This window comes from Streptomyces sp. NBC_00457, assembly GCF_036014015.1.
Classification (GTDB): domain Bacteria; phylum Actinomycetota; class Actinomycetes; order Streptomycetales; family Streptomycetaceae; genus Streptomyces.
In genome coordinates, this window is sequence record NZ_CP107905.1 from 1,884,165 (window position 1) to 1,908,140 (window position 23,976).

General features: G+C 67.1%; 23 protein-coding genes and 2 pseudogenes. 5 read left to right on the plus strand and 20 right to left on the minus strand.

The window, feature by feature from the left end; translation table 11 throughout:
• Positions 1-56: 56 nt before the first annotated feature.
• The 6 genes from OG828_RS08755 to OG828_RS08780 form a co-directional block, all read right to left on the minus strand.
• Entirely contained in the window at positions 57-254 is a 198-nt protein-coding gene (locus OG828_RS08755) for a hypothetical protein (RefSeq protein ID WP_328352118.1), read from the minus strand.
• A 204-nt stretch (positions 255-458) separates the two neighbouring features.
• Positions 459-1,697 (minus strand): IS256 family transposase, encoded by a 1,239-nt coding sequence (locus OG828_RS08760; RefSeq protein ID WP_328500641.1) that lies wholly within the window; start codon positions 1,695-1,697, stop codon positions 459-461.
• Between the two features lie 579 nt (positions 1,698-2,276).
• Positions 2,277-2,885 (minus strand): transposase, encoded by a 609-nt coding sequence (locus OG828_RS08765; RefSeq protein WP_328504825.1) that lies wholly within the window; start codon positions 2,883-2,885, stop codon positions 2,277-2,279.
• Positions 2,886-3,242: 357 nt separating this feature from the next.
• The gene (locus OG828_RS08770) at positions 3,243-4,166 is read right to left on the minus strand and encodes a sulfurtransferase (RefSeq protein ID WP_328500717.1); all 924 of its coding nucleotides are present in this window, start codon (positions 4,164-4,166) and stop codon (positions 3,243-3,245) included.
• Between the two features lie 592 nt (positions 4,167-4,758).
• The gene (locus tag OG828_RS08775; protein ID WP_328352124.1) at positions 4,759-5,406 is read right to left on the minus strand and encodes a DedA family protein; all 648 of its coding nucleotides are present in this window, start codon (positions 5,404-5,406) and stop codon (positions 4,759-4,761) included.
• A 51-nt stretch (positions 5,407-5,457) separates the two neighbouring features.
• Positions 5,458-6,789: a glycosyltransferase 87 family protein gene (locus tag OG828_RS08780; RefSeq protein WP_328500718.1), complete on the minus strand. Its 1,332-nt coding sequence runs from the start codon at positions 6,787-6,789 to the stop codon at positions 5,458-5,460.
• Positions 6,790-6,905: 116 nt separating this feature from the next.
• Between OG828_RS08780 and OG828_RS08785 the strand changes: the two genes are divergently transcribed.
• Genes OG828_RS08785 through OG828_RS08800 form a run of 4 tightly spaced genes read left to right on the plus strand, consistent with a single transcriptional unit; the run spans position 6,906 to position 12,280 of the window.
• Positions 6,906-8,147, plus strand: coding sequence for a glycosyltransferase (locus tag OG828_RS08785; protein ID WP_443062495.1), 1,242 nt, complete (start codon positions 6,906-6,908; stop codon positions 8,145-8,147).
• Entirely contained in the window at positions 8,144-10,057 is a 1,914-nt protein-coding gene (locus OG828_RS08790; protein WP_328500720.1) for an ArnT family glycosyltransferase, read from the plus strand. Before OG828_RS08785 ends, OG828_RS08790 begins: the two co-directional genes overlap by 4 nt.
• 49 nt (positions 10,058-10,106) lie before the next feature.
• Complete coding sequence (locus OG828_RS08795; RefSeq protein WP_328352135.1) at positions 10,107-10,826, plus strand: response regulator transcription factor; 720 nt, start codon at positions 10,107-10,109, stop codon at positions 10,824-10,826.
• Entirely contained in the window at positions 10,823-12,280 is a 1,458-nt protein-coding gene (locus OG828_RS08800) for a HAMP domain-containing sensor histidine kinase (RefSeq protein ID WP_328500721.1), read from the plus strand. The genes OG828_RS08795 and OG828_RS08800 overlap by 4 nt, the downstream gene beginning before the upstream one ends.
• A 263-nt stretch (positions 12,281-12,543) precedes the next feature.
• Here the strand turns inward: OG828_RS08800 and OG828_RS08805 are convergent, their stop codons facing one another.
• From OG828_RS08805 to OG828_RS08825, 5 genes are all read right to left on the minus strand, one after another.
• A complete protein-coding gene (locus OG828_RS08805) occupies positions 12,544-13,485 on the minus strand; it encodes an SGNH/GDSL hydrolase family protein (protein ID WP_328500722.1) in 942 nt (313 codons plus the stop codon).
• Between the two features lie 321 nt (positions 13,486-13,806).
• Positions 13,807-14,739, minus strand: a complete 933-nt coding sequence (locus OG828_RS08810; RefSeq protein WP_328352141.1) for a VOC family protein — start codon at positions 14,737-14,739, stop codon at positions 13,807-13,809.
• 27 nt (positions 14,740-14,766) lie between these two features.
• A complete protein-coding gene (locus OG828_RS08815; RefSeq protein WP_328437395.1) occupies positions 14,767-15,639 on the minus strand; it encodes a fumarylacetoacetate hydrolase family protein in 873 nt (290 codons plus the stop codon).
• Between the two features lie 34 nt (positions 15,640-15,673).
• Complete coding sequence (locus OG828_RS08820; protein WP_328352146.1) at positions 15,674-16,885, minus strand: acyl-CoA dehydrogenase family protein; 1,212 nt, start codon at positions 16,883-16,885, stop codon at positions 15,674-15,676.
• 77 nt (positions 16,886-16,962) lie between these two features.
• Positions 16,963-17,487, minus strand: a complete 525-nt coding sequence (locus OG828_RS08825; RefSeq protein ID WP_328352149.1) for a flavin reductase family protein — start codon at positions 17,485-17,487, stop codon at positions 16,963-16,965.
• Positions 17,488-17,722: 235 nt separating this feature from the next.
• On the opposite strand from OG828_RS08825, the gene OG828_RS08830 reads away from it, so the two are divergent.
• Positions 17,723-18,574, plus strand: coding sequence for an SDR family oxidoreductase (locus OG828_RS08830; protein WP_328500723.1), 852 nt, complete (start codon positions 17,723-17,725; stop codon positions 18,572-18,574).
• Here the strand turns inward: OG828_RS08830 and OG828_RS08835 are convergent.
• The 9 genes and pseudogenes from OG828_RS08835 to OG828_RS08875 form a co-directional block, all read right to left on the minus strand.
• Entirely contained in the window at positions 18,513-19,181 is a 669-nt protein-coding gene (locus tag OG828_RS08835) for a serine hydrolase domain-containing protein (RefSeq protein ID WP_328504826.1), read from the minus strand. The two genes, OG828_RS08830 and OG828_RS08835, sit on opposite strands and share 62 nt — an antisense overlap.
• 48 nt (positions 19,182-19,229) lie before the next feature.
• Positions 19,230-20,234 (minus strand): MerR family transcriptional regulator, encoded by a 1,005-nt coding sequence (locus OG828_RS08840; RefSeq protein ID WP_328500724.1) that lies wholly within the window; start codon positions 20,232-20,234, stop codon positions 19,230-19,232.
• 3 nt (positions 20,235-20,237) lie between these two features.
• The gene (locus tag OG828_RS08845) at positions 20,238-20,909 is read right to left on the minus strand and encodes a HEAT repeat domain-containing protein (protein WP_328500725.1); all 672 of its coding nucleotides are present in this window, start codon (positions 20,907-20,909) and stop codon (positions 20,238-20,240) included.
• Between the two features lie 71 nt (positions 20,910-20,980).
• A complete protein-coding gene (locus OG828_RS08850) occupies positions 20,981-21,214 on the minus strand; it encodes a hypothetical protein (RefSeq protein ID WP_328500726.1) in 234 nt (77 codons plus the stop codon).
• A gap of 137 nt (positions 21,215-21,351) precedes the next feature.
• Positions 21,352-21,489: pseudogene (locus OG828_RS08855) on the minus strand (Tn3 family transposase); the annotation flags it as partial.
• Positions 21,490-21,499: 10 nt separating this feature from the next.
• Positions 21,500-21,691 (minus strand): hypothetical protein, encoded by a 192-nt coding sequence (locus OG828_RS08860; protein ID WP_328505066.1) that lies wholly within the window; start codon positions 21,689-21,691, stop codon positions 21,500-21,502.
• 91 nt (positions 21,692-21,782) lie between these two features.
• Positions 21,783-21,977, minus strand: a pseudogene (locus OG828_RS08865) (hypothetical protein); the annotation flags it as partial.
• Between the two features lie 30 nt (positions 21,978-22,007).
• The gene (locus OG828_RS08870) at positions 22,008-22,742 is read right to left on the minus strand and encodes a response regulator transcription factor (protein ID WP_328500727.1); all 735 of its coding nucleotides are present in this window, start codon (positions 22,740-22,742) and stop codon (positions 22,008-22,010) included.
• A gap of 7 nt (positions 22,743-22,749) precedes the next feature.
• Complete coding sequence (locus OG828_RS08875) at positions 22,750-23,904, minus strand: sensor histidine kinase (protein ID WP_328437401.1); 1,155 nt, start codon at positions 23,902-23,904, stop codon at positions 22,750-22,752.
• Positions 23,905-23,976 lie beyond the last annotated feature (72 nt).

Consider the following 23,976-nt stretch of genomic DNA (forward strand, 5'->3'; position numbering starts at 1 on the left):
AACGCGAACGGGCCCCGGATCAGATGATCCGGGGCCCACGTGTGATTACCGTGTCGTCACAGAGCGGCAGTGTGGACGCCTGCTCCCGCCGCGAGACCCTCGGTCGAAGCGACAGCCGTGAGACCGGCAAAGACGTCTCCGATCGGCGTCTCCAGGAAGAGACCGCCGGAGCCGCCGGCCGCGAGGCCGCCGGAGACGTTGTCCAGGTCGGTGTCGGAGATCTCAGCTGCTTCAACCTGAGCGGCAAAGTTCATAATGCACGGTTCCCTTCGAATAGGTGCTTCGGAATGGCAGAGTTCGCCCGATCAAAGCACGCAGATAAATGGGCGGCCAGCCGCCCGAGGCTCAAACCGGACGCACCGCGCAAGGCGACTTCACCGGTGTGACAGCGCGGTGACCGGACGGTCACGTCCGCCGAAGTGGTGTATTGACGGCCACTCGGTGATCTCGTTTTGAGGCTAGGCGGTGAGTTCGGTCGGGACGACGGTGTCGTCGGTTTGTGACTCGATCGGGTGGAGGCGGGCCTTGGCGAGGAGTTCGCGCCCCATGTAGCGGCGGGCTTCGGTCCATTCGTCGTTCTGCTCGGCCAGGACCGCGCCGACCAGGCGGATCAGCGCAGTGCGGTCGGGGAAGATGCCGACCACGTCGGTGCGACGCCGGATTTCCTTGTTCAGGCGTTCTTGCGGGTTGTTCGACCAGATCTGCCGCCAGATCTCGCGCGGGAACGCGGTGAACGCCAGGAGTTCGTGCTGGGCGGTGTCCAAGTGGGCTGCGGCCTTGGGGAACTTGGCCTCCAGAGCGTCCAGGACGTGCCGCATCTGGGCCTGGACTGCGTCGCTGTCGGGCTGTTCGAAGACGGTCCGCAGCAGCGTGGCCACCCACGGCTGGGCCGACTTAGGGACCTGGCTCAGCAGCGCGCGGGCGTAGTGCGTACGACATCGCTGCCAGCTCGCGCCGGGCAGGGTGGCGCCGATCGCGTTGACCAGGCCGGCATGGGCGTCGGAGACGACCAGTTGGACGCCGGACAGACCGCGCGCGACCAGGGATCGCAGGAAGGCCAGCCAGCCGGCACCGTCCTCGCTGGAGGCGACGTCGATGCCGAGGATCTCGCGGTGGCCGTCGGAGTTGACGCCGACCGCGATCAGCGCGTGGACGTTGATGATCCGGCCGCCCTCGCGGACCTTCTGGGTCAGCGCGTCGACCCAGACGAACGCGTAAGGCCCTTGGTCCAGGGGCCGGTTGCGGAACGCGGCAACCTGGTCGTCCAGGTGCTTGGCCATCGCGCTGACCTGGGACTTCGACAGTTGAGTGACGCCGAGGGACTCGGCGAGCTTCTCGACCCGGCGCGTGGAGACGCCGAGCAGGTAGGCGGTGGCGACCACGCTGATCAGAGCCTGCTCGGCCCGTCGGCGGCGTTCGAGGAGCCAGTGCGGGAAGTAACTGCCCTGACGCAGTTTGGGAATGGCGAGTTCGACGGTCCCGGCCCTGGTGTCCCACTCGCGCGGGCGGTAGCCGTTGCGGTGGTTGACGCGTTCGTCGCTGACCTGCCCGTATTCGGCGTTGCAGAGGGCATCGGCTTCGGCGGACATGAGTGCGTCGGCGAATGTCTTGACCATCGCGCGCAGCAGATCGGGACTCGCCGCGGCGAGGTTGTCTTCGGCGAGGGCGTGCAGGGGCAGACTGTCTGGTGCGGTCATCGTGCTGATCTCCTTCGAGGCTTCGACACTTCGAAGATCAGCCGGTGGCCGTTCATCTATGCGGGCACAATCCCGATGCCGGAGCAAACCCCCGGATCAGGTCGAACCCGTACACCATCTCCCTGGACGCAACCGACCGGACCCACCGACTCCTTCACGCGCTCTGCCACTTGGCCGCACACGAAGCAGCCGTAGTCCGGCACAGTCGTGACTACTGTTCAGGTTCCATACGACCTTTCAGCGAAGGTGTGCAGGTTTACCGGATCTTCGGCACCCGGCCAAAGGCGGCGCCACGCCCTTCCGGACGATGTCGCCATCACCCAAAGGCGGGAGCCGCAGCCATGCCGCACATGACCGCCTTCGCCAGGAACCAGTGGTACAGCTAGCGCATCTTTCTGACCTGCGCTTGTGTGGGGGCGATGAGGCTGTGACCTGCTCGGACGGGTTGCAGAGGCGATCGGAGGCAGTCAGAGGAAATCGCTCTGATTCGACCCCGGTTCGACCCGGGTCGCTCGGAGGCAGTCAGAGGCAGCAGCCTCTGAAACTGGCCTTTGAGGGACCCGAGTTGACCGGTGTGGATCACGAGTGGGTGACTTTGGCGGGGCTCTGTTTCGACCTCGGTCGAGCTGCGATGGGGACGTCTGCCTCCGCTCGGGGCCTGGCACACGAAGGCCTCCAGGACGGCACATCCTGGGGACCTCGCTGGCGCCGATGGAGGTCGGTTCCGGACACCACCCGTGGTTTCAGCGGGCCTGGGTGGCGTCCACGTCTTTGCGAGACGACCCCACGTGTCTTAGAAGCCGTTGTCTTTCCGAGAGTGCGGGTGTGTTTCCGCTGGTCAGGTGTAGGGATGGCGTTTCGGCGGGAGGGACGGGGTGTCGTGTCGACCGGTACCGATGCGGCTGCCTTCACCGACTGCGCGTCGATGACGGCTGCGGTCGGCTCCGGATCCCGGCTGGCGGCCTGGCGGACCCGGTCACGCAGCCGGTCGTGGAACTCGGCGGTCAGGCCCTTGTCCCGCCAGCGCCGGAAGAAGGCGTAGACGCGGTCCCACGCGGGGTAGTCCGCGGGCATCGCCCGCCAGGTGATGCCGCCCGCGACCAGATAGCGCACCGCATCAACCATCTGCCGGTGGCAATGGCTCTCCGGTTGCCCGCCGCGGCCCTCGATCCAGCCGGGAACCGGCATCGCGTCACCCACGACGGCCCACCCGCATCGCTCATGTCCGACGGATACTTCGGTCGCCTGTACGGCCGGTCCGCAGCGCTCCCGAACCGGTGAGCGAGACAATCACACGACGGGGACGCCGAGTTGGACGACATCGACGCCGGCACGGAAGACTGCAGCACCAGGGACCACCTGTTGCTCGGTTGGATTCGACACCCACGAGCTGTGCGGGAGGCCCCACTTTCATGCCCGGCCGGCCACGAGATCACCCGACCGAGGGACGACCTCGAACTCACGCCCACCAAGATCGATAGAGCAACAGCTTCTTAAGCTCTGCGGCTGCTATCCGCTCGGGCACAAGCACCGGAAAGTTGGGCATCAGCGTTTCGCGCGTGCCGTCACAGGTGCCTGCGGGTCTCCCAGCCACTCCATCAGGCCACCGTCATACACGCTCACCGCGTCATACCCGGCCTCGACGAGGCAGAGTCCGACCAGCGGAGCATTCAGACCGGAGTTGCAGTAGACGATGGTCGGCCTGCCGCGCGGGACCGGGGTGAGTCGTCCCGCGCGGTCCGGGCCGCTACGCAGCATCGGTGATCCCGGCCAGTTGATGGAGGGGTAGGGAAGCGTCGTCGTGCCCGGCTGGACCATGGAGGGGAAAGGGATGTCAACGCTGCCCGGAAGGGTCGTAGACATGACCCGGGCGGCGCCTGCGGGCAGGACCGACGGGTCGGCGGGCAGATCGGGAACGGCGTTGACCAAGGTGGTGTCCGTCATGCCGTTCACCGCGTCCAGGACTTGCTGTCGGTCTGACCACATTCCGGGACGGGGGTGTGCCACGAAGGTGGCCGGGACGGGCTCTACCGGTCCCGACTCGACAGTGCGCCCTTCGTCAGCCCACTTGCGAATGCCTCCGTCGAGAAGCGCTACCGCGTCGTGACCGTTCGCCTTGAGCAGCCACCACAGGCGAGCCGCATTCTGTCCGAACTCGCAGTCGTACACGACCACACGAGTCCGCGGGCCGACACCCAGTCGCCCGAACACGGCTTCGGCACGACGGGTTGAGGGACGGGTGATGCCCAGAGGGCTGTCCGGCTCGACCACCTCGTTGACGAGGTCGGCGAATACCGCGCCGGGAATGTGCGCCTCAAGGTACGCATCACGCATGGGGCGGAGGTGCGGCGCCGAGGCAGCCAATAGGACAGAACTATCAATCACGAGAAGGCCAGAGGAGCCGAGCTGGCCGCTGAGCCAATCAGTACTCACGAGCGCGGACGGAAAGGGAACAGGCTTTTCGTTCATGCGGCCAGGGCAACACGGCCGGCGTGAAACGCCAAGCCGATTTGCCGGACCGGCAAGAGAATTGAGCAAGCTTCCGGATCACGCCATCGGACTGCTCCCACAGATGCTCTCTAGATTGATCGCGAGGCCCGCTGCCCGATCGGTGCGCCCCGCCGGAACGCCGAGTCTCTGACCGCATGGTTTCGCCGCCACCCGGAAGTGGAAGCGAATTATCGGGACTGGGCCGGCGCCTTCACGGAGGGATCTCGAACCGGTGCCCCGGCAATGCAGGTCACTGACGCCTGGCATCTGTAGTGGCACATCGCCGAGGGCGGAGAGAACCGTCGGATCCCACCACGGGCGCGTCCGGGCCGCATTCGCTGAGCCCGGATCCATCGGCTTGATTTCGGAGGACCGTTTCGGGTGGTTCGTGGGCGGTCCGAGGCTGAGCTGCGGATTCGGGCATGGGGTGCCCGCTGATCTGCCCGGCTTTTCCACATGCTCGGAGATCTCAGGCCCTTGAGGGCGGGGTAGCCAGGGCCTTGCCAGCGTTCGGGCAGATGGAGAGTGAGGCGGCGGGCCGCACATGCCAGCCGAGTTCAACGAACTACCGCTACTGGACGTTGCCCTGGCTTCGTCTCCGTTCGCGTATCCGGACCGCCACGAACACGACGATTGCCAGTGCGACGGCCGCGATGACTGTCTTCTGGAAGATGCCCGCGTACTCGTCGACGTCCTGCCAGTTGGCGCCCAGCTGGTAGCCGGCCACGACAAAGCCCGCGTTCCAGATCAGGCTGCCGAGCGTGGTCAGGGACAGGAACCGCAGCATAGGCATCCGTTCGACGCCTGCAGGCAGCGAGATGAGGCTGCGGAACAGGGGCACCATCCGGCCGAAGAACACCGCCTTCGTGCCGTGTTTGAGGAACCAGCGTTCAGTGCGGTCGAAGTCTGACGGCTTCATCAGGGGCGCGCGGTTGATCAGAGAGCGCACGCGGTCGCGGCCGAGCCACGCGCCCAGCCAGTAGGTGAGCAGGGCGCCGGCGACGGAGCCGAGGGTGGTCCAGAACAGCGCCATGAACAGGCTCATGGTGCCCTGGCTCGCGGCGAAACCGGCCAGGGGCAGCACCAGTTCGCTCGGCATCGGCGGGAAGATGTTGTCGATGCCGACGAGGAGCGCCGCGCCCGGTCCGCCCAGCTCGTCCATGATGTCCACCACCAGGCCGGCGAGGCCTCCTGGCTGGTCGGCGGCTGCCACGTACATGTTCTGACTCCCTCGGGTCGGCTGTGGAAATTCCGCAGTGAAACTGATGGATTACCGCGTACTCAGCGCATCGTGCATTTGTGTTTTCTGTGCTCTCGGCGGGGAGCCTCGCCGGAACTCGCGGATTGCCGTCCACACCACGGATACGACCGCGACTGCCATGAGCGCAGCGAGGATCCGGAATTCCAGGGTGGGCGCGTACTGGCTCGACATTCCGCCCGGCATACCGCCCGACATGTCCCCGGGCGTCGCCTGCCCGTCGGGTACGGGAAGGCCGGGCCCTCCGGGCAGGTCTCCCGGAGGCATCGAATCCGCTGCTGGGAACAGCACGTGGAGATAGGCGAGGAACGAGGCCACCTGTACGAGGACAGGCACGTACCAGAGGCGGCGCGGCAGGTAGAACGCCGCGATCACGGTGAGCACCTCGGCCAGGTAGAAGTAGCGCTCGTGCATCGACGGAAGGAGGAACGGCACCAGGACAGCCGAGGCTGCTCCCATCAGCACGACTTTCGCAGTCGTAAGGCGCACTCGGCTCAGCCATACGCCGAGGCACAGCCCGAGGATCACCAGCCCGGTCATCGCGATACCGATGGGCCGGATCACCTCCGCGTCGGCGCTCGCCGGGAGGAACTGGTAGATCGACGGCGCGAGCATGGACAGCGCCGGATACGCGCTCGTCTGCTCCGCATACACCGACAGCAAGCGCCCTATGGGCGCTCCGACCAGCAACGCCGGCACGTCAAGGAGCAGGACGACCCCAGGGACGGCCAGCAGTACCCGCCACGGGATCCACCTTCTCCATGCCAGCACCAGAAGCAGCGGGAACAAGAAGACCGCCTGCAGCTTGAAGGCCAGTGACAGGCCGAAGAAGAGGCCGGCCGGCCACGGCCGCCTGCGCAGGAGGAAGTACACGCCGCCGAGGCCGAACGCGGCGTAGAGGGAGTCGGCCTGTCCCCACATCCCGCTGTTGGTCGCCACGGTGGGGAGGAACAGCACGATGAGGGCAGCCAGCGCCGGCACCCGGCGGCGGGTGTGGCGCAGCGCGACGATTCGGTAGGTGAAGTACGCCAGTACCAGGTCGAACATCACCGAGATGATCTTGATCCCGATGAGTGCGGGTATCGGCAGATAGGTCAACGCCGCGATCAGGTACAGGTATGGGACGTTGTAATCCGCAAAGCTGTACTTGAGAGCGCCGAATCCACCGTGTGTGGAAATGAATTCGTACCAGACTTTGACGAACAATTTGTAGTCGGTGGACTCGTGGTCGAACATGGCGACTCTGGCCACGACCGCGAGCATGGCCACTGCGGCCACCAGTCCCACTCGGTGGAATTTTTGCTTTCGTTTCTCGTCGATGCCGACGGATTCCGATGCTGACACGCCGCGACCGTAGGGCGCGTTTGTGCGAGTTACCTGGGAGCCGAACTCACGGATTCCCAGGCTTCTTTCAGGTTCCGTCCAGGCTGCTTGCGGTTACGCCTGGCACACCTGTTGTCATGACTGGCACCCCTGCCCCGGCGATACCGCCGGACCTGACCGGTGCGACCAAGACCAGCACGGTCGACGTCGTGATCCCGGTGTACAACGAGGAACGCGCGCTGCGCGGCTGCGTGGACGTCCTGAAGTCCTACTTGGACGAACAGTTGCCGTTCGAGTGGACCATCACCATCGTCGACAACGCCAGCACCGACGCCACCCTGGCGATCGCCAACGAGCTGACCGAAGCGACGGATCAGGTCCGTGTGCTGCATCTCGACGAGAAGGGCCGTGGCCGTGCCCTGCGTACCGCGTGGCAATGGAGCGACGCCGACGTGGTGGCCTATATGGACGTCGACCTGTCGACCGGCCTCGACGCGCTGCTGCCCCTGGTGGCTCCGCTGGTCAACGGCCACTCGGACGTCTCGATCGGCTCGCGGCTCGCCCCGAGCTCGAGAACCGTTCGCGGTCCGAAGCGTGAGCTGATCTCCCGGGGTTACAACGCGCTCATTCGGCTCAGCCACGGCGCGAAGTTCTCCGACGCCCAGTGCGGCTTCAAGGCCGCGCGCACGGACGTGATCCGCCCGCTGCTCGGCCACATCAAGGACGACAACTGGTTCTTCGACACCGAACTGCTGCTGTTGGCCGAGCACAATGGACTACGGGTGCACGAGGTTCCGGTCGACTGGGTCGAGGACATCGACACCCGGGTCAGGATCCGATCGACCGCGCTCGAGGACATCCGGGGTCTGATCCGGGTGGCGCGGGCGAAGGCCGCCGGCACGGCAAGAGTTGCTGACCTGCCGCGGCGTCCGGAACCCCAAGCGGCCCACCCGGACGCGGTGTTGTCGCGACGGGACCCGGGTCTGCTCTGGCAACTGCTGTCGTTCGGCGCGATCGGACTCTTGTCCACAGCGGTCACTCTCGTGCTCTACGCGCTCTTGCGGCCGACGATGCATCCGTTGGCAGCGAATCTGCTGGCGCTCGTGGTCACCACGATATTCAACACCGAGGCCAATCGGCGGTTCACGTTCCTCGGCTCCCGTGGCTCGTCCGGCAGAGCGCACCTGCAAGGACTCATCGTCTTTGGCCTCTATTACGCGTTCACATCGACCGCGCTGCTCGTCCTGCACTCGGCAGTGGCCGAACCCTCGCGTCTCCTCGAACTGGTCGTGCTGCTCGGCGCGTCCGTGCTCGGCACGGCCGGCCGGTTCGTCCTGCTGCGTGGCTGGGTCTTCAAACACGAAAAGGGAAACGCATGACGACCGCCGATACCGGCCAAGCCCAACCGACAGTGCACATCGAACCGACACGGCAACGTTCCCAGCCCCGGCCGGCGTACGCGCTCATCGCGATCCTCGTACTCGGGACGGTGCTGTACGGCTGGGTGATGTGGACCGACAACTGGGGCAACACGTACTACTCGGCCGCGGTCAAGTCGATGTCATCGAACTTCACGAACTTCCTGTTCGGTTCGTTCGACCCGGCCGGTGCGGTCACGATCGACAAACCGCCGCTGGCGTTGTGGCCGCAGGTGGTCTCGGTGAAGATCTTCGGCTTCCACCAGTGGTCCGTGCTGCTGCCGCAGGTGGTTGAAGGCGTCGCGGCGATCTTCCTGCTGCACCGGACAGTCCGGATGTGGGCGGGGGAGAACGCCGCGCTGATCGCCGCGTTGGTCTTCGCGCTCACGCCGGTCACTGTGGCGATCACCCGCACGAACAACACCGACACCATGCTCGTCCTCACGCTCGTCGCGGCGGCTTACACCTTCACCCGTGCGATGAAAGCGCTGGAACCACGCACAAGGACGAAGTGGCTGTTGTTCACGGCGTTCCTGCTCGGGTGCGGCTTCCTGGCGAAGATGGCGGCCGCGTACATCGTCATTCCTGCCTTCTTCGCCGCATACCTGGCCGGCAGCAAGGCGCACTGGCGCCGTCAGGTGCTCGACCTGGCCGGTGCGGCCGTGGTGCTGCTGGCGAGTTCAGTGTGGTGGGTCGCGGCATGCGGACTGTGGCCGGGTAAGAAGCCCTACGTCGGCGGCAGCACCGACGGCACGGCCCTGGACCTGATCCTGGGCTACAACGGGCTCGGCCGCGTGTTCGGCGGTGAAGGGAACGGCAACGGCGGGGCGGCGGCCACCGGCGGCGGAGGCGGCCCCGGCGGGGGCGGCCCCGGCGCAGGCGGCGCCTCGTTCGGCGGCCCGCCCGGTGCGGGCCGGATGTTCGGCGACGCGGTCGGCGGGCAGATCAGCTGGCTGCTGCCGCTGGCGCTGATCGCGCTGGCGTTCGCGGCGGTGCTCGGCTTCCGGCGGCTGCGCCGCTCCGCCCCGGCGGACCCCGCCCACCGGGCAGGCTGGGTGCTGTGGGGCGGCTGGCTCCTGGTGAACGCCCTCGTGTTCAGCAACCAGAAAGGCGTCTTCCACCCGTACTACACCACCCTTATGGCACCCGCGATCGGCGCACTGGTCGGCGCAGGCACCATGTGGGCGTTCCAGAAGTACCAACAGCGCGAGGGACTGGGCCGGTTCGTGCTGCCCGCCGGCGTCGCGGTGACCGCGGCCTGGGCGTGGGTGCTCATCTCCCGGGACACCTCATGGCACGGCTGGCTACGGTACGCAGTGCTGATCGTCGCGCTGGCCGCGATCCTGGCCCTAATGCTGCGCAAAGTCCCCAAGCTCGCGCTCGCGCTCGGGCTCGGCGCGGTGCTGCTGGCACCTGCCGTATGGTCGGCTGCCGGTGCGGTCTCCACCACCGCCATCGCGAGCCTGCCGGCCGCAGGGCCGGCAGAGGAGGAGATGCCTGTCGGCTGGGACAGCGGAAAACTCACCGCGGACCAACGCAAGGTCCTGGACTACGCCAAGTCGCATGCGTCCGGAACCAAAATCACGCTCGCGGTCGAGGGCGGCTCCCAGTCCGCGGGGGTGTACATCGTCGCCACCAACGAGACCGTGGTCGGCATGGGCGGGTTCGACGGCAAAGACCCGGTGCCCTCGGTGGACCAGTTGTCCACCTGGGTGCGTGAGGGCAGGCTGCGGTTCGTTCTCACCGGCGGCGGGATGATGATGACGGACGAAAAGACGGTCATCGAGCGGTCCAAGTGGATCGAGCAGAACTGCAAGCCCGTGCTCACAGCGGGCGAGAGCGGGACGCTGCACGAGTGCACGGACGCGTGAATCACAGCGTTCCCAGCAAGTTCCCAGGTTCGTCGTTGATGCTGGTCAAGTGGACCAGCATCAACGTGGCGAGACGACCGTCCTCGTAGTGGACGACGAACCGAACATCCTGGAGCTGTTGTCGGCAGCGCTCCGGCTCAGCGGGTTCACCGTGCACGCGGCGAACTGCGGAGCCGAAGCGCTGGCCACGGCCCGGCACGTCCGGCCGGACATCGTCATTCTGGACGTGATGCTGCCCGACACCGACGGCTTCAGCCTCGCCCACAGCCTCCGTACGGTGCATGACCGACTGCCAGTGCTCTTCCTGACCGCACGGGGCGCCGTGGAAGACCGGATCGCGGGCCTGACAGCCGGTGGCGACGACTATGTGACCAAGCCGTTCAGCCTGGAGGAAGTGGTACTGCGGCTGTGGGCGATCCTCCGGCGCACGGGCAGCGGCACCGACATCCCGCAGGACGACGGCACCCTCCGGTACGCCGATCTCGTGCTCGACGAGGACGCCCACGAGGTCCACCGGGCCGGTCGGCTGGTCCGGCTGTCGCCCACCGAGTTCAACCTGTTGCGGTACCTGATGGTCAACGCCGAGCGGGTGGTCAGCAAACCGCAGATCCTCGACCGGGTGTGGAGCTATGAATTCGGCGGGGACGGCCGGATCGTCGAGTCGTACATCAGCTATCTGCGCCGCAAGATCGACTCGGTGGAACCTCCGCTGATCCACACCATCCGGGGCATCGGCTACTCACTGCGGCTGCCCAGGGAAGAACGATGAGCAAGAACCGCTGGCGCAGACCGTGGACACTACGGGCGCGGCTGATCATGGCGTTGCTCGTGCTGGCCGCCCTCGGCCTGGGCAGCATCGCGGTCACGAGCGTCGTGCTGATCCGCCAGTCGATGATCGCCCGGATGGACGACCAGCTCAGGGACCTCGTGGACCAAGTGGACGGCCGCCCGGAACAGTCGACGCCGTCCCCGGAGGACCCTGGGCGCAACTCTGACGGTCTGCCCACGGATTTCGCGATCCGAGTGCTGCACCCCAACGGAAAGCCGCAGATGTCCGCCCCGGCTGGCGCGGTTGGGCCGGTATGGCCAGAGATCAACTCGACCAACCTCGACCAGTACGACGAGCGCCTGTTCATGGTCCACGACAAGCAGGGCGGTGCCGACTGGCGGGTCATGGTGACGCAGCAGATGATGTCCGGCGAGCAGCGGATCATCGTGGCCGCCCAGTCGACGGAGACCACCGAGGCGACCGTGACGCAGCTCATCTGGATCGAGGTCGGGGTCGGAGTCGCGCTGCTGCTCGTCCTCGGCGGGGTCGGGTTCCTGCTGGTACTGCTGGGACTGCGCCCCCTGACCAAGATCGAGAAGACCGTGGAGGACATCGCCGGCGGCCACCTCGATCTGCGGGTCGCGTCTGATTCACGTACCGAGGTCGGTCGGCTCGGTGGCGCGCTGAACACCATGGTGGGCAGGCTTTCTTCTGCGCTGCGCCAGCGGGAACGGTCCGAGGAGCGCCTGCGCAGGTTCGTGGCGGACGCCTCGCACGAACTGTGCACCCCGCTGACGTCGATCCGTGGCTTCGCCGAGCTGAACCGCTGCGGCGGCGCGCCGGACCGGGCCGATGTGGACCGGCTGATGGGCCGGATCGAGGGCGAGGCGATCCGGATGAGCCGTCTTGTGGACGACATGCTGCTGCTGGCCCGCCTCGACCAGGAACGCGCCCTTGACCTGGCCGAACTCGACCTTCGCACACTCGTCGAGGACGCCGTGCACGACGCAAAGGTCCGCGACCCGAAACGGCCACTGTTCCTCGAAAGCGCCGAAAAACCGATCCGGGTCACGGTGGACGAACACCGGATGCGCCAAGTGATCACGAACCTCGTCAGCAACGCCATCGCACACACGCCGCCCAGCACGCCCGTGCACGTCCGCGTAGGCATGCCCGCCGAACGGTCAGAACCTCCTGTGGCCGTGGCGGGAGTTCTGGAATCGCGCGGTCGCCTCGTGCTGGAAGTAGTCGACGAAGGGCCTGGCGTGCCGTTGGAGGCCGCGCCGAACATCTTCGATCGGTTCTACCGGGTCGACGAGGCGCGCTCCCGCACACGCGGCGGCACCGGACTTGGCCTGGCCATCACCGCCGCAATCCTGGAGGCCCACGGCGGCCGCGTCGAACTCAGGACGGCGCCCGACGAAGGTGCCCGCTTCACCGTGCTGCTTCCCTAGCTCCTGATGATTGCTTCCTCGCAGATCATGTGAAGTAGGGCACGGAAGGGGCGTGTTCTACGGCGGAGAACCGGATCCGGCGTGACATGCAAACAGCGCCAGCATCGCTGTGTCCACCACATGCGGATGGCGCTACGAGTAGCGCTCGAGGCGGCTCCGTGGGCCGACCGTCGGAGCTCGCGGCGCCGCCGCAGAAGCCACGCGGGCTGAAACTGCGGTACGAGTCCGGGCCGTCGTCTCCATCTCCATGAACCTGCCCCCCGTCAGCTCGGCACTCTGACCGCGCGCAGCACGGCGTGCGCCATCCCGCGCTCGCCGAGCTCATTGGGGTGCACCGGCGCCGCCGGAGCCATCGGGATCAGAGGCTCGACCCAGCGTGTGTCCGGGTCCGAGCAGGCGTCTCGGCCCACGGAGGGTGTGTAGGTGTCGACGTACACGGCTCCGGCGGCGCGCGCGGTGACGCGCAGGATGGCGTTGAGCTGCTGCTGCTTCTGTCGAAGGAAACCCACATCGCCCGGCACCAGCCCCATCACGGGTCCGCAGGCGGCGTCCTTGGCCGGCAGAATCGCGGGATATCCGACGACGTACACCCGGGCCTTCGGCGCGCGGCGCTTGATGTCGCTCAGCGCGCCGGACAGCCGCTCGCCCGCTGCCTTGATCTTCACCCCGACCTCGTCGGTACCGGCGGAGACGTACCGCTCCCGGCACGGCGCTTCCTTCGCCTTCCTATCCCCTAGCCAGTTCTCCACCTGGTCCCGGACGCCGGCCGTGACGCACGTCGTGATCAGCGAGCTGAATCCGATGTCGTTGCCACCGATGCCGAGGGTGACCAGCCGGGTCGAGGTGGAAACAGCGGACAACTGGGCCGGGTTGACCCCGTTGCCCGTGGACTGCGGCGCGAACAGGTCGTCCATGGTGGCCCCGCTGCAGCTCACGTCGCGGAACTCGGCTGCCTCCAGACCGAGCCCGTCCGCGACCGACGCCGGATAGTTCCGATCGGAGCGGCCACAGCCCGCGGGCTCCCCCGTCTGGCCGGGGATCTTCGGGCCGGCCGTGTATGAGTCACCCAGCGCCACGTAGGGCCCGTTCGGGGGTGTGAAGAGCGACGAGGCGGCACCGCCCTCGCCCCAACCGATTCCGACCGCGGTGAGCAGCGCGCCGCATGCGAAGGCCGCCCCCACTCCGAGCCATGTACGAGTTCTCATCTGAGGTTCTGCCTCCTGGTGCGGGATTCCGAGCGAAGGCAGGTGGAGCAGCTCACGCGGGCACGTGAACAGCGGTCGGCCGTTGTCGGCCGCCAGGCGTAACCGACACACGAGGCCTTGGCCAAAGGCATGGCACAGCCTGTCTCGAATTCAGGCTTCCCGAGCAGGGCCCTTCCAGTCGTCGTGCCGCTGCTGGCAGTCGCCTACTGCCGTGGCAGTACACGCAAGCCGGTTCGTCCTTCGAGGGCACGACAGGCCGCATCCGGCTTGGCCTCGACGGCTTCGAGGCCACGGCTCCATATTCGGAGTCGCCCATCGCTGTCAGCCGGAGTGGGCTCCGGTCATCAGGGCTGCGAGGTCATCCGGGTGCAGGAACGACGGCGGTGGTGGCGGTCCCCACGAGTAGAGGCCCTGGGCGCCCTCGAGGTCCTGCGGTGTCCACAGTTGGTCGTCGACGATGCAGTCCATGTCGGAGTAGTACTCGCTGAAGTTGCCCGCTGGATCCTTCAGGTACCAGAAGAAGTTGGAGCCCCCGTAGTGGCGCCCGAGTCCCCAGACATGCCGTTCGGGATGGTCCTCGAGCATGGCGTGCGCTCCGCGGCCGACGTCGTCGATGTCGTCGACTTGCCATGAGGTGTGGTGCAGGAACGGCACTGGCGCGGAGAGCACGAGGATGTTGTGGTGATCGGTCGAGCAGCGCATGAAGGTGCCGGCACCCTTGATGTGGTCGCTGATCCTGAAGCCGAGGCCGTCGACGAAGAACCCCTGGGTGACGGCGTAGTCGGTTGTGCCGAGGACAGCATGGCCGAGCTTTCGAGGCCTGACCCGATCGGTCCGCAGCACGCCCGGCGCACGGTCTCCGGTGCGTTCGTAGCGTCCGGGCCCGTTGTACGGAGTGCCGGGGTGGCTGTCCTGCACGACACGGGGTGCGATCTCCAGGAACGCGCGGGTCCCTGTAGCCCTCTCGACAGCGCTGATCCAGCAAGGGCCCCGGTCGACCGTGATCCCCATGCGTTGCAGATTGTGGGTGGCGCGTCCGAGGTCGTCCTCGTCGTCGACACCGACGTGCACGTCGACCAGTCGCCGAGTCGGGGCATGGACGATGTGCAGCTGCCGGCCACCGTCCCGGGTGGCGAACCAGCGTTCCCCCTCCGAGACGGCCTCGGGGATGAGCCCGAACTCCTCGTAGTACGTGGCGACCTCGTCCACACGTGGGACGCCCATGGTGATGGACGTCAGGCGGTGCAGAGCCATCGGGGTCTCTCCTCTCAGAGGTGCGACTCAGGTGGTGCTCGGTGTGGCAGCGACCATGCGATTCCGCAGCTCGCCGATGCCTTCGACATGGCTGGTGAGTACGTCACTGTCAGCCAGCCAGCGCTGCGGATCACGGCCGATGCCGACACCGGACGGTGTGCCGGTGAATATGACGTCACCGGGCAGCAGCGGAGTGCTCGCCGAGAGAGTGGCGACCAGCGCCGGGACGGAGAAGATCAGGTTGCTGGTACGGCCGAGCTGCACCGGCTCCCCGTTGATCGCGCAACCCAGCTCGAGGTCGTCCGGGTCGGCGAGCTCGTCCAAGGTCACCAGCCATGGCCCGACGGGTCCGAAGCCGGGCAGTGACTTGCCCATGCTGAACTGCGGCGGCGTTGCCGCCATCTGGAGAACCCGCTCGGAAATGTCCTGCCCCACCGAGTAGCCCGCGACGAAGTGGAACGCATCCCCGGCAGACACACGAAGGGCATGGCGACCGATGACGACTACGAGCTCAACCTCCCAGTCGACATGACCCCCCTGCGGAATCTCGATGTCGGCTCGGGGCCCTGTGATGCAGCTGGGGAACTTGGTGAACACCGGCGGCGTCATCGTGGGCGCGTCGTACCCGGCCTCCGCCGCGTGCTCGCTGTAATTGAGCCCGATCGCGAAGACCTGTCTCGGTGCGGGCACTGGCGAGTCAAGGTCGTCGGCCGAGAACGGGGAGCCCTTCTCCCAGCCGGCCGTCGCCGCCCAGGCGGTAAAGGCACCCCAGTCCTGGTAGACGCCTTGCGGGTCGGGCCCGAACCGGCCTCCACTGGCCTTTTCGACGTCGTGGGCGATCTCGTGCCCGGGATCGCCGGTGACGACGACGAGACGGCCCTTCAGGTTGGCAACGCGCATGCGGACGACTCCAGGTCGAGTGAGGAGTGGTGTCTCAGACCAGCGGGGTGATGTGGTCGTCGCGGTCGAGCAGGGCTTTGCCGTAGACCTCGTAGCCGATGGCGGGGGTGGCCACGGCGTGGCGGGCGGCGACCGCGGAGTCGCGCCAGATCCGCTGGAGCGGGTTGGCCTCGGCAAAGCTCCCCGCGCCGTGAGCGGTGAGCAGGATGTCGATCGCCTTCGTGATGTGGTCGACGATCCATCCGGTGTCGGCACGGACGCGGGCGCGGGCAAGGTGGTCCGGGTACTCGCCGGCCGCGGCCGCCCGGTCGATGTCGTCAGCTGCCCGGTAGGCGTGGAGATGGGCGGTGTCGATCATCATGGCGGCTTCGGCCAGCTGGAGCTGGAAGGCGACCGAGTCCGCCTGCGTGGTGTAGAAGGTGTACGAAACAGGCTTCTTCGCGGCATTCGCTCGGACGATGTCCAGCGCCGCGCGGCCCAGGCCGAGCTGCGTGCCGGTCAGCACGAGGGCGAGGAAGGGCACGAACGGCGACCGGAACATCACCTCCTCTGTCCGCTCGGTGCCGTAGTTGCCTTCGATCGCCTGTGGCACCGAGATCACGCGGTGGTCGGGTACGAAAACGTCCGTGGCGGTCAGGCAGTTGCTGCCGGTGGACTTCATCCCGGCGACGAACCAGGTCTCCTCGAATGAGAGGTCGCTGCGCGGGACCAGGACCAGCCCCTGGTCGACGACCTCACCCTGGTCATCAGTGACCGGGATGCCGAGCACGGCCCACGAGGCGTGGTACGAACCGGAGTTCCAGAACCAACGTCCGGTGACCTGGTAGCCGCCCTCCACCCTGCGGGACTCGGAGGACGGAGTGAGCACGCCCGAGACCAGGGCGTCGGGATCATCGGCCCACACGTCGTCCTGGGCCTGTTGCGGGAAGAGCCCCGTCATCCATGCGCACACGTTGAGCAGGGCGACCACCCAGGCGGTTCCGCCGTCAGCTTCCCCAACGGCGGCCGAAACGTCGAGCATCGTGCGCATCGACGTCTCGTACCCGCCGTAGCGCTTGGGCTGCGCAACCTTGAACAGGCCGGCGTCGCGACAAGCCTGGATGCTCTCCTCGACGACCCGGCGGTCCTGCTCACCTTGAGGGGCGTTCTTGCGTATCAGCGGCTGGATCTCGGCGATGCGCGCGAGCAGCTCGGCTGTGGTCGGGACGCCACCGGTGCCGAAGGAACGGTCGGTCACAGTGGTCATGAAGGTGTCTCCTTTGACGCCGTCGAGTCGGGACGCGAGGTCGGCCCGCGGTCGATCTGATGGGCTGGTCGGTGATGTCAGCGGGCGCACGCGGCGATGAGGTCGACGATGTCCGGGCGTGACCGCTCGCAGAAGCGTGAGTGGGTGCCGAAGGTGCGGTTGGCGTAGACGAGCGGGGCGACGGCGCCACGACTCCTGGCCGACCGCACCAGGCCGAGCAGCAGCAAGTGATCACCGGCCTCCACCGTCTGGTGCAGGCCGCACTCCATCCAGCTGGGAGCGTCGGTCAGTCGCGGGAGCCCGCGCTCGAAGTACCAGTCAGTCGCGCCGAATCGGTCGACGTCCCGGCGTGCGAAGACCGCCGCGAGGTCGTCCTGCGTCTGGCCGAGGATGTTGACCGCGAAGCGCCCGGCGGTCTGGATCGGAGCGAGGAGCGACGAGCGACGGTCCAGGGCGAGGCTGATCAGCGGCGGATCCAGCGACAGGGAGGCGAATGAACCCACCGTCGTCCCGAAGGGGACACCGTCGACAGCGGAGGTGACGATCGTGACCGGAGTGCACACACCAGACATCACGTCGCGGAACTGCTGCTGGTCGATCATGGCCACTCCCATCCACACGCCGTATATCAACCTTGTTGATGCTCTCGGCGGTGGTGGTCGCATGTCAAGGGCTTCACCCACACATGTCAAGTTGGTTGATTTATAGGCCCGGCTCCGAAACACTTCCAACAGTGGCGCCACCCGTCTTGCGGGGCCCTGATCGCAGGTTGGTGCGCGAGTCAGACCCCTCCCCCTGCGCCCCTGCACGTCAGCGCGGTTCACCATGGAGGAAGTAATGACTGTCGCGGTAACCGGTGCCAGCGGACAGCTGGGACGCCTCGTCGTCGAGGCGCTTCTGCTCACGGATACGCCGGTAGTAGCCATCGTTCGAAACCGTGCCAGTGCCGCCAAGCTGGCAGAACGGGGCGTAGACGTCCGACAAGCGACGTACGACGACCCGAGACTGCTCGACAAGGCACTCACGGGCGTCCAGAGACTCCTGCTTGTCTCGGGCAGCGACTTCGGCGTCCGGGTTGGTCAGCACGTCAACGTGATTCGCGCCGCCGAGCGGGCGCATCTAGAGCTTCTCGCCTACACCAGCATCCCGAATGCGCATCGCAACCAGATGGTCATGGCGCAGGACCACAAGGCAACCGAGGCGGCGCTCGCCGATGCCAACGTGCCGCACACGTTCTTGCGCAACGGCTGGTACTGGGAGAACTACATACCAAACTTGGCGCGTGCCGTGGAGACCGGTGTCATGTACGGTGCCGCCCGCGAAGGTCGCGTCTCCGGCGCCGCCCGCGCCGACCTCGCGGAAGCGGCCGCCACCGTGCTCACGACAGAGGGCCACGCCGGACGCGTCTACGAGCTCGGGGGCGATGCCGTCACGTATGCAGGCTTGGCAGCAGCCATGTCCGACGCAGCCGGCAAGCCGGTGCGGTACGAGGACCTCCCACCGAAGGACTTCACCGCCGCCCTGGAGCGGGCCGGCGTGCCGACGGGATTCGCGCAGGTGCTGACCGACGCCGACCTGCGCATCGCCGAGGACGCTCTGTTCATCGACAGCGGCGACCTCGCCGGACTCATAGGCCACCCAGCGACTCCGGCGGTCGAGGTTTTCCGCGCGGCTCTCGATCGACAGTGACGCATAGCTGCGGATCCGCCAGGTGCGCCAGCTTCAGCGGCCGGTCGATGACCGGCAGCCCCGCTTGGTGCGACAGCAATTGGCGCACGGTGACGTCACTCTTGCCGGCCTCGCCGAACTCGGGCCAGTAGGCGGCCACCCGTTCGTCGTAGCTCAGCAGTCCGCGGGCGTGGGCGACTGCGACCGCCAGTGATGCGATCCCCTTGGTGGCGGAGTACACCGGCACCAGCGTGTTCTCCTGCCACGGCTCTCGTGTCAGGCCGTTGCGGTAGCCACCCCAGAGGTCTACGGCCTTGACCCCGTCCCGGTAGACGACACACGCGGCACCGACCTCTTTGCCGTCGGCGAAGTTTCGCCGGAACGCGTCCGCGACGGCAACAGGTCGCCCAGCTGATGTCCGGAGATCTTCTCGGCCAGGGAGACGAACTCGGCGGTGTCCGCGATGCCGTAACGGTGTGTCAGGTACCAGGTGCGCACCAAAGTGAAGAGCGGCCGGTGGACGGACCGATCCAGGTGGCTCCGTCGGATCCGCCCGGAGCGGGAGCCAGCGGCGTGAACGACGTCCCTTGGTCCGCTGTCCCCCTTCGGCGGACGGCGACGGGTCCAGGCCTCCTCCGCCCCGCGGGACTCGTGCGGGGCAACCGGAGAGATTCGGTCACCCCACGCCGCGGAGCTCAAGAAGGTATGCGGCAGTCAGCGCAACAGCACGGTCCTCGTCATGCGACAGCTCCACGAGGGCACGGGACGCCGTCGTCCCCGGAATGTCCGCCAGTGCTTGGGTCAGCCGCCCGCGTGCAGGTGCCTTGGCTGTGTCGTCGGCAAGGCGGTCGACGAGCCTGGTCGCGATCTGATCTGCCGTCGCGGTGTCGCTCGCCAGCACGCTCAGTGCATCGGCTGCATCGGTGTCGTTCCTTCCCTCCACGATCATGTCGATGAGCGCCGGGACCGCATCGGCCACCCCACATGTACCGAGCGCCAAAGCCGCATACCCGCGGACCACGGCGTCGGGGTTCGCAAGGGCAGCCCGCAGCTGCGCGGTAGCTTCATCACCAGGCATCTCGACGAGGGCCTGAACGGCACGCTCCCGCACCGCGGCCACCGATGAGCTGAGGCCCTCTGCCAGCATCGCCACGGGATCGTTGTCCGATCGCGCCAACGCCCATCGCAGGGCCCCCGCGACGTTCGGCTCCGACTCGCTGAGTGCCGCCTCGACCAGGGCCTCCACTGGCACCGGAATCTCGTCGCCCGAGGAGAGGACCGCGCGCTGGCGCACGTCGGCGCTCTTCGACCCCAGTGCTTGGAGGAGCGCAACGACCTGGAGCACGTCTTCCCAGCCGACGGGGTCCGCGGCATGGATCCGGCGGAGCCGCGTGAGTAGCTCGGTCTCGGCCGCGATGCGATCGCGCGTCTGACGGATGAGGTCGCCGACGAGTGCCGAAGGCGTGAAAACGGGATCGTCGAGCGCGCGCCCGATCTCACGCAGCGACAGACCCAGCGACCGCAAGCTCTCGATGTGGAAGATCCGCCGGATGTCCTCCGCGGAGTACTCCCGATAACCGGATCCCGTACGGCCCGAAGGCCGCACGAGGCCCAGCGATTCGTAGTGCCGGAGCATGCGGGCACTGACCCCGGACCGTTTGGCCACCTCACCGATCAACACAGGTCAATCGTCTGCCTTGGGGGCTCCGGCGAGTGCCGCGACGCGCTTGGCCTCCTCGATCGCCAGCTCGAATCCGGCGTCGGGGTCCCGCAGCAGCCGATGTGTGGCGAGCGCGTGCGCACGCACGCGCGGGTCGTCAGCGGTCGTCGCGGCGTGCAGGGCCGGCCCGGCCACTTCACCCAGCGCCACCAGCGCCTGGCTGAGACTCAGCTGCGTCTCCCGCTCACCGCGCCCGAGCTGCGTCGCCAGGACCGTGGCCAGGGCGGGCTCCTCGCCTTCCGGGACGAGCACAACCGCGGCCCGCCAGGCGCTGCGCGCCACCTCGTCATCGGCGTCGGACAACAGTGCCCGGGTGATCACCGGCCACGCCTGCCGGTCCCCGATCTTGGACAGCGTGTGCAGCGCCTGGCTGCGTGCCTGCGCACGCTCGGAGCGGACCTCGCGGAGCAGCTTGGGGAGCGTCAGGGACACCGGGTGGCGGGTGAGCGCCCAGGTCAGCATGTCGCGGACGAAGAACTCGGGCTCGATCGCGCATCGTTCGATGAGTTTGTCGACGAAGCACGAGGCGGGCGCCGTGCCGACCGCCAGAGCGGCCCGCAGCCGCACGGACGAACGACTGTCCTCCAGCCCCTGGAGCGCTCGCTTCGCATCCGTGTCCCCTCTCGTCATGGTCATCGGGACCACCTCCTTGGGAAGCAGTCAAGACCTTGTCACCGTGTCAAGGTCAAACGGGGCCGGCGGCCCGATCACGCGTCGCTGAGAGGATGCCCCCGGGTGTGCGCCAGGTGGTCCGGCTCCAGGTGCTCGATGATCGCGGCGCGGTCGCGTGCGGCGTAGGCGCGCGTCAGGTCGAGCGCCCGCCATACGGCCTTGTTGATCCGGGGGGTCGGTGAGGGATCCGGAAGTCCTTCATCGCATCTCCGTGCTCGATCGGTCGGCAGCGTCGGCTGGGGTGCGGGGGCGAGGTACGGCGGACGCACTCCCCGGGTCGAGGCGCTCGTTCACATCCAGGCGGAAGGTGCCGTACGGGTTGATTTTGGACCAGAACAGTGCGGTCAGGCCGTGCCGGTCTTCGTCGCTCAGCTTTTTCGCCCAGGCCGGTTCGGCCAGGACCCGGTCAGGGCGCCGTCCTTGCGTAGTGGAGCACGGTGTTCGCACTGTTCCAGTTCTCGACGGCCTGGAGCCCGCCGTGGATCTCGCGGCGCAGGCCGGGGCTGGCGAGGTAGTGACAAGCGAAGACCGTGCGCACCGCGCGCCCGAGTTCTTCAAGAGCTTGGTAGGTGGGGTGCTTGGGACCGCCGCGGGCGAAGCGCCGGCACCTGCTCGGCCTCCGCCTTACCCAACCGGAGCGCGGTGTCGTACTTGACCATCAGATCGTACTGCTGCTCGATCAGCCCCCAGAGGTTGAGCAGCTCGGTGAAGGCGAAGCCGACGACACTTGCGCCGTGCGTGTCCACGTAGTTGGACGGGAGTAGATACAGACGTTCTTCCGACGGTGATGAAGTGCCGCCGGACGTGCCGCAGCGCGGCCTCGCTCTCGCCGTGCTCGCCGGTCGCCACGATCGCCCGGGTGCCCATGTTCGTGCCCAGCGCGAAGAGGGCAAGCAGCAGGCGGCGCTGGAGGACATCACGTTCGATGCGCTCGTAGGCGGCCACCGAGGAGAACTCCCCGGTGAAACCGGTCAGGGTCTGCACCAACGAACCCAGCTCAGGACCGATGGGCCGGGTGTTTAAGGGCCCCACCAAGGGTTTTCGCCACGGCCACCCTCGACGCTAGCCTTCGCCGTGGAGATCAACGGGTTCACGAACACCATCCCGCCGGGCCGACCGTGCCGGTAGTGGGGGCATCAATCCGTTCTTGTACGCGATGACGACGAACTGGGCGCGATCGCGGGCGCCGAGTTTGGCCATCGCACGTTGCACGTGGGTTCGCACGGTGAGGACGCTCAGGTGCAGCTCAGCCGCGATTTCGTCGTTCGACTTGCCGTCGGCGGCCAACTTCATCACCTCTACCTCACGATTCGTCAGATCTGCGAGGCCGGGGGTTGTGATCGTCGTGGCCGGCCGGCCCGGCGACGGGGTGGCGACGAACTGCGCAATGAGGGCTTTGGTCGCCCCCGGGGACAGCATGCTCTCGCCCGCGGCGACGATCCGTATGCCTTCGAGCAGCGCGTTGGTCGTGACGTATTTTCCCAAGAAGCCACTGGCGCCTGCGCGGAGTGCACGGGCGACATGCTCATCGTTCTCGAAGGTCGTGAGGATGAGCACGCGGGTGTTGGTCAAGGCGGGGTCGGCACAAATTGCCTCAGTGGCCGCCAACCCGTCCATGCCCGGCATCCGCACGTCCATCACGACGACGTCGGGTTGGTGGGCGCGAGCCAGGCGGATCGCCTCGGCTCCGTCCTCGGCCTCGGCGACGACCTCAAGGTCGTCGCAGGAGTCGATCAATATCTTGAAGGTCCCTCGCAACAGGGCTTGGTCGTCAGCGAGGAGGATTCTCGTCGTCATGTTGGCGTCACCGGCCCGGTTCGGTTGCGATGTGCGGAAGTGCAGGCGGTCCGATGTGTAGAGGAAGACTGGTGAGAACCTCGAAACCGGTGCTGCTGCCGTTGATCTCCAAGCGGCCCCCCACAGCTTGAGCACGCTCCCGCATTCCGATAATGCCGTAGCCGCCGTGGTCCTCCCGGCGAGAGGAGGCGTCGCTGGTCTCGTTCGAGACGCGGATCGTCAGGCGGGAAGCGTCGTAGGCGAGCTGCAGAGATGCTTTCGGTGTCGCGGAGTGCTTGGTCGCGTTCGTGAGCGCCTCCTGGATGATGCGGAAGGCGGTGAGGTCGACTCCGGGCGGCAGTTCTCGAGCCGCTCCTGCAGTCTGCAGATCGACGATGAGCCCAGCAGAGCGGCAGGCTTCCAAGAGGGCCGGGAGTTGGGCCAGCCCTGGGGCCGGTTCCAACGTGTCGGCGTCTGCGTCGTCGGCGTGACGTAGGACACCGATGGTCGCGCGTAGTTCGAGCATGCCGTTCGAGGTGGTCCCTTGTAGGTCGGTCAAGAGCTTCCTGGAAGTCTCCGTGCTGATGTCGAGCATGTGGGCTGCCGTGCCCGCCTGTGCGTTGGCCACTGCCATGTGGTGCGCGACGACGTCGTGCAGTTCGCGGGCGATGCGCATTCGCTCCCCGGCCACTCGGAGTCGTGCTTCCTCGTCGCGCGTGCGCTCGGCGTACTCGGCCCGCGCGCGGACGGCGTCCAGGTAAGCCTGGTGAAGTTGGGACCGGCTCCCGAGGGCCAAGGGGAGCAACAGCCAAAGTGCCGGTCCCACGGTGCGCAGGAGCACCGATCCATCGATATGGAACCCGATCGCAACTGCCACTACCAGCGCCGTGGCAGCACCTCCATACGTCCAGGCCGTCGCGCTGCTTGTCCTGGCAGCCAGCCAGTAGAGGGCGACCATCAGCGGGGCAAGCAACAGGGGGGTCATGAGGTAGCCCATCCCACCAGTGGTGACGACACATGCGGTCGTCACCACAACGGTGATGCGTGGGTGCTGACGCGCCCTGAACAGCGCCAGGCATGCCACCACAGCCAATACCTCGGCAACCCAGACGTTCCTTGGTCTGTCGCCGTCCGGAGTGGCGAGATTGGCTCCGAGAATCGCGCCGCCCAACAGCGCGAGCACGATAGCCCCGTCTGTCAGCCATGGACGCCGGTCGACATACTGATCCGGGCGAGCCCCCATTGGCTCCACCTC

What these genes read in the sequence shown, in the direction of transcription:
- OG828_RS08775 (WP_328352124.1), bottom strand. Translation starts at nt 5,406, where the DNA reads ATGTACGTGGCAGCCGCCGACCAGCCAGGAGGCCTCGCCGGCCTGGTG.
- OG828_RS08810 (WP_328352141.1), bottom strand. Translation starts at nt 14,739, where the DNA reads ATGGCTCTGCACCGCCTGACGTCCATCACCATGGGCGTCCCACGTGTG.
- OG828_RS08870 (WP_328500727.1), bottom strand. Translation starts at nt 22,742, where the DNA reads ATGACGACGAGAATCCTCCTCGCTGACGACCAAGCCCTGTTGCGAGGG.
- OG828_RS08830 (WP_328500723.1), top strand. Translation starts at nt 17,723, where the DNA reads ATGACTGTCGCGGTAACCGGTGCCAGCGGACAGCTGGGACGCCTCGTC.
- OG828_RS08755 (WP_328352118.1), bottom strand. Translation starts at nt 254, where the DNA reads ATGAACTTTGCCGCTCAGGTTGAAGCAGCTGAGATCTCCGACACCGAC.
- OG828_RS08825 (WP_328352149.1), bottom strand. Translation starts at nt 17,487, where the DNA reads ATGATCGACCAGCAGCAGTTCCGCGACGTGATGTCTGGTGTGTGCACT.
- OG828_RS08760 (WP_328500641.1), bottom strand. Translation starts at nt 1,697, where the DNA reads ATGACCGCACCAGACAGTCTGCCCCTGCACGCCCTCGCCGAAGACAAC.
- OG828_RS08770 (WP_328500717.1), bottom strand. Translation starts at nt 4,166, where the DNA reads ATGAACGAAAAGCCTGTTCCCTTTCCGTCCGCGCTCGTGAGTACTGAT.
- OG828_RS08800 (WP_328500721.1), top strand. Translation starts at nt 10,823, where the DNA reads ATGAGCAAGAACCGCTGGCGCAGACCGTGGACACTACGGGCGCGGCTG.
- OG828_RS08765 (WP_328504825.1), bottom strand. Translation starts at nt 2,885, where the DNA reads ATGCCGGTTCCCGGCTGGATCGAGGGCCGCGGCGGGCAACCGGAGAGC.
- OG828_RS08785 (WP_443062495.1), top strand. Translation starts at nt 6,906, where the DNA reads ATGACTGGCACCCCTGCCCCGGCGATACCGCCGGACCTGACCGGTGCG.
- OG828_RS08805 (WP_328500722.1), bottom strand. Translation starts at nt 13,485, where the DNA reads ATGAGAACTCGTACATGGCTCGGAGTGGGGGCGGCCTTCGCATGCGGC.
- OG828_RS08815 (WP_328437395.1), bottom strand. Translation starts at nt 15,639, where the DNA reads ATGCGCGTTGCCAACCTGAAGGGCCGTCTCGTCGTCGTCACCGGCGAT.
- OG828_RS08845 (WP_328500725.1), bottom strand. Translation starts at nt 20,909, where the DNA reads ATGACCATGACGAGAGGGGACACGGATGCGAAGCGAGCGCTCCAGGGG.
- OG828_RS08790 (WP_328500720.1), top strand. Translation starts at nt 8,144, where the DNA reads ATGACGACCGCCGATACCGGCCAAGCCCAACCGACAGTGCACATCGAA.
- OG828_RS08820 (WP_328352146.1), bottom strand. Translation starts at nt 16,885, where the DNA reads ATGACCACTGTGACCGACCGTTCCTTCGGCACCGGTGGCGTCCCGACC.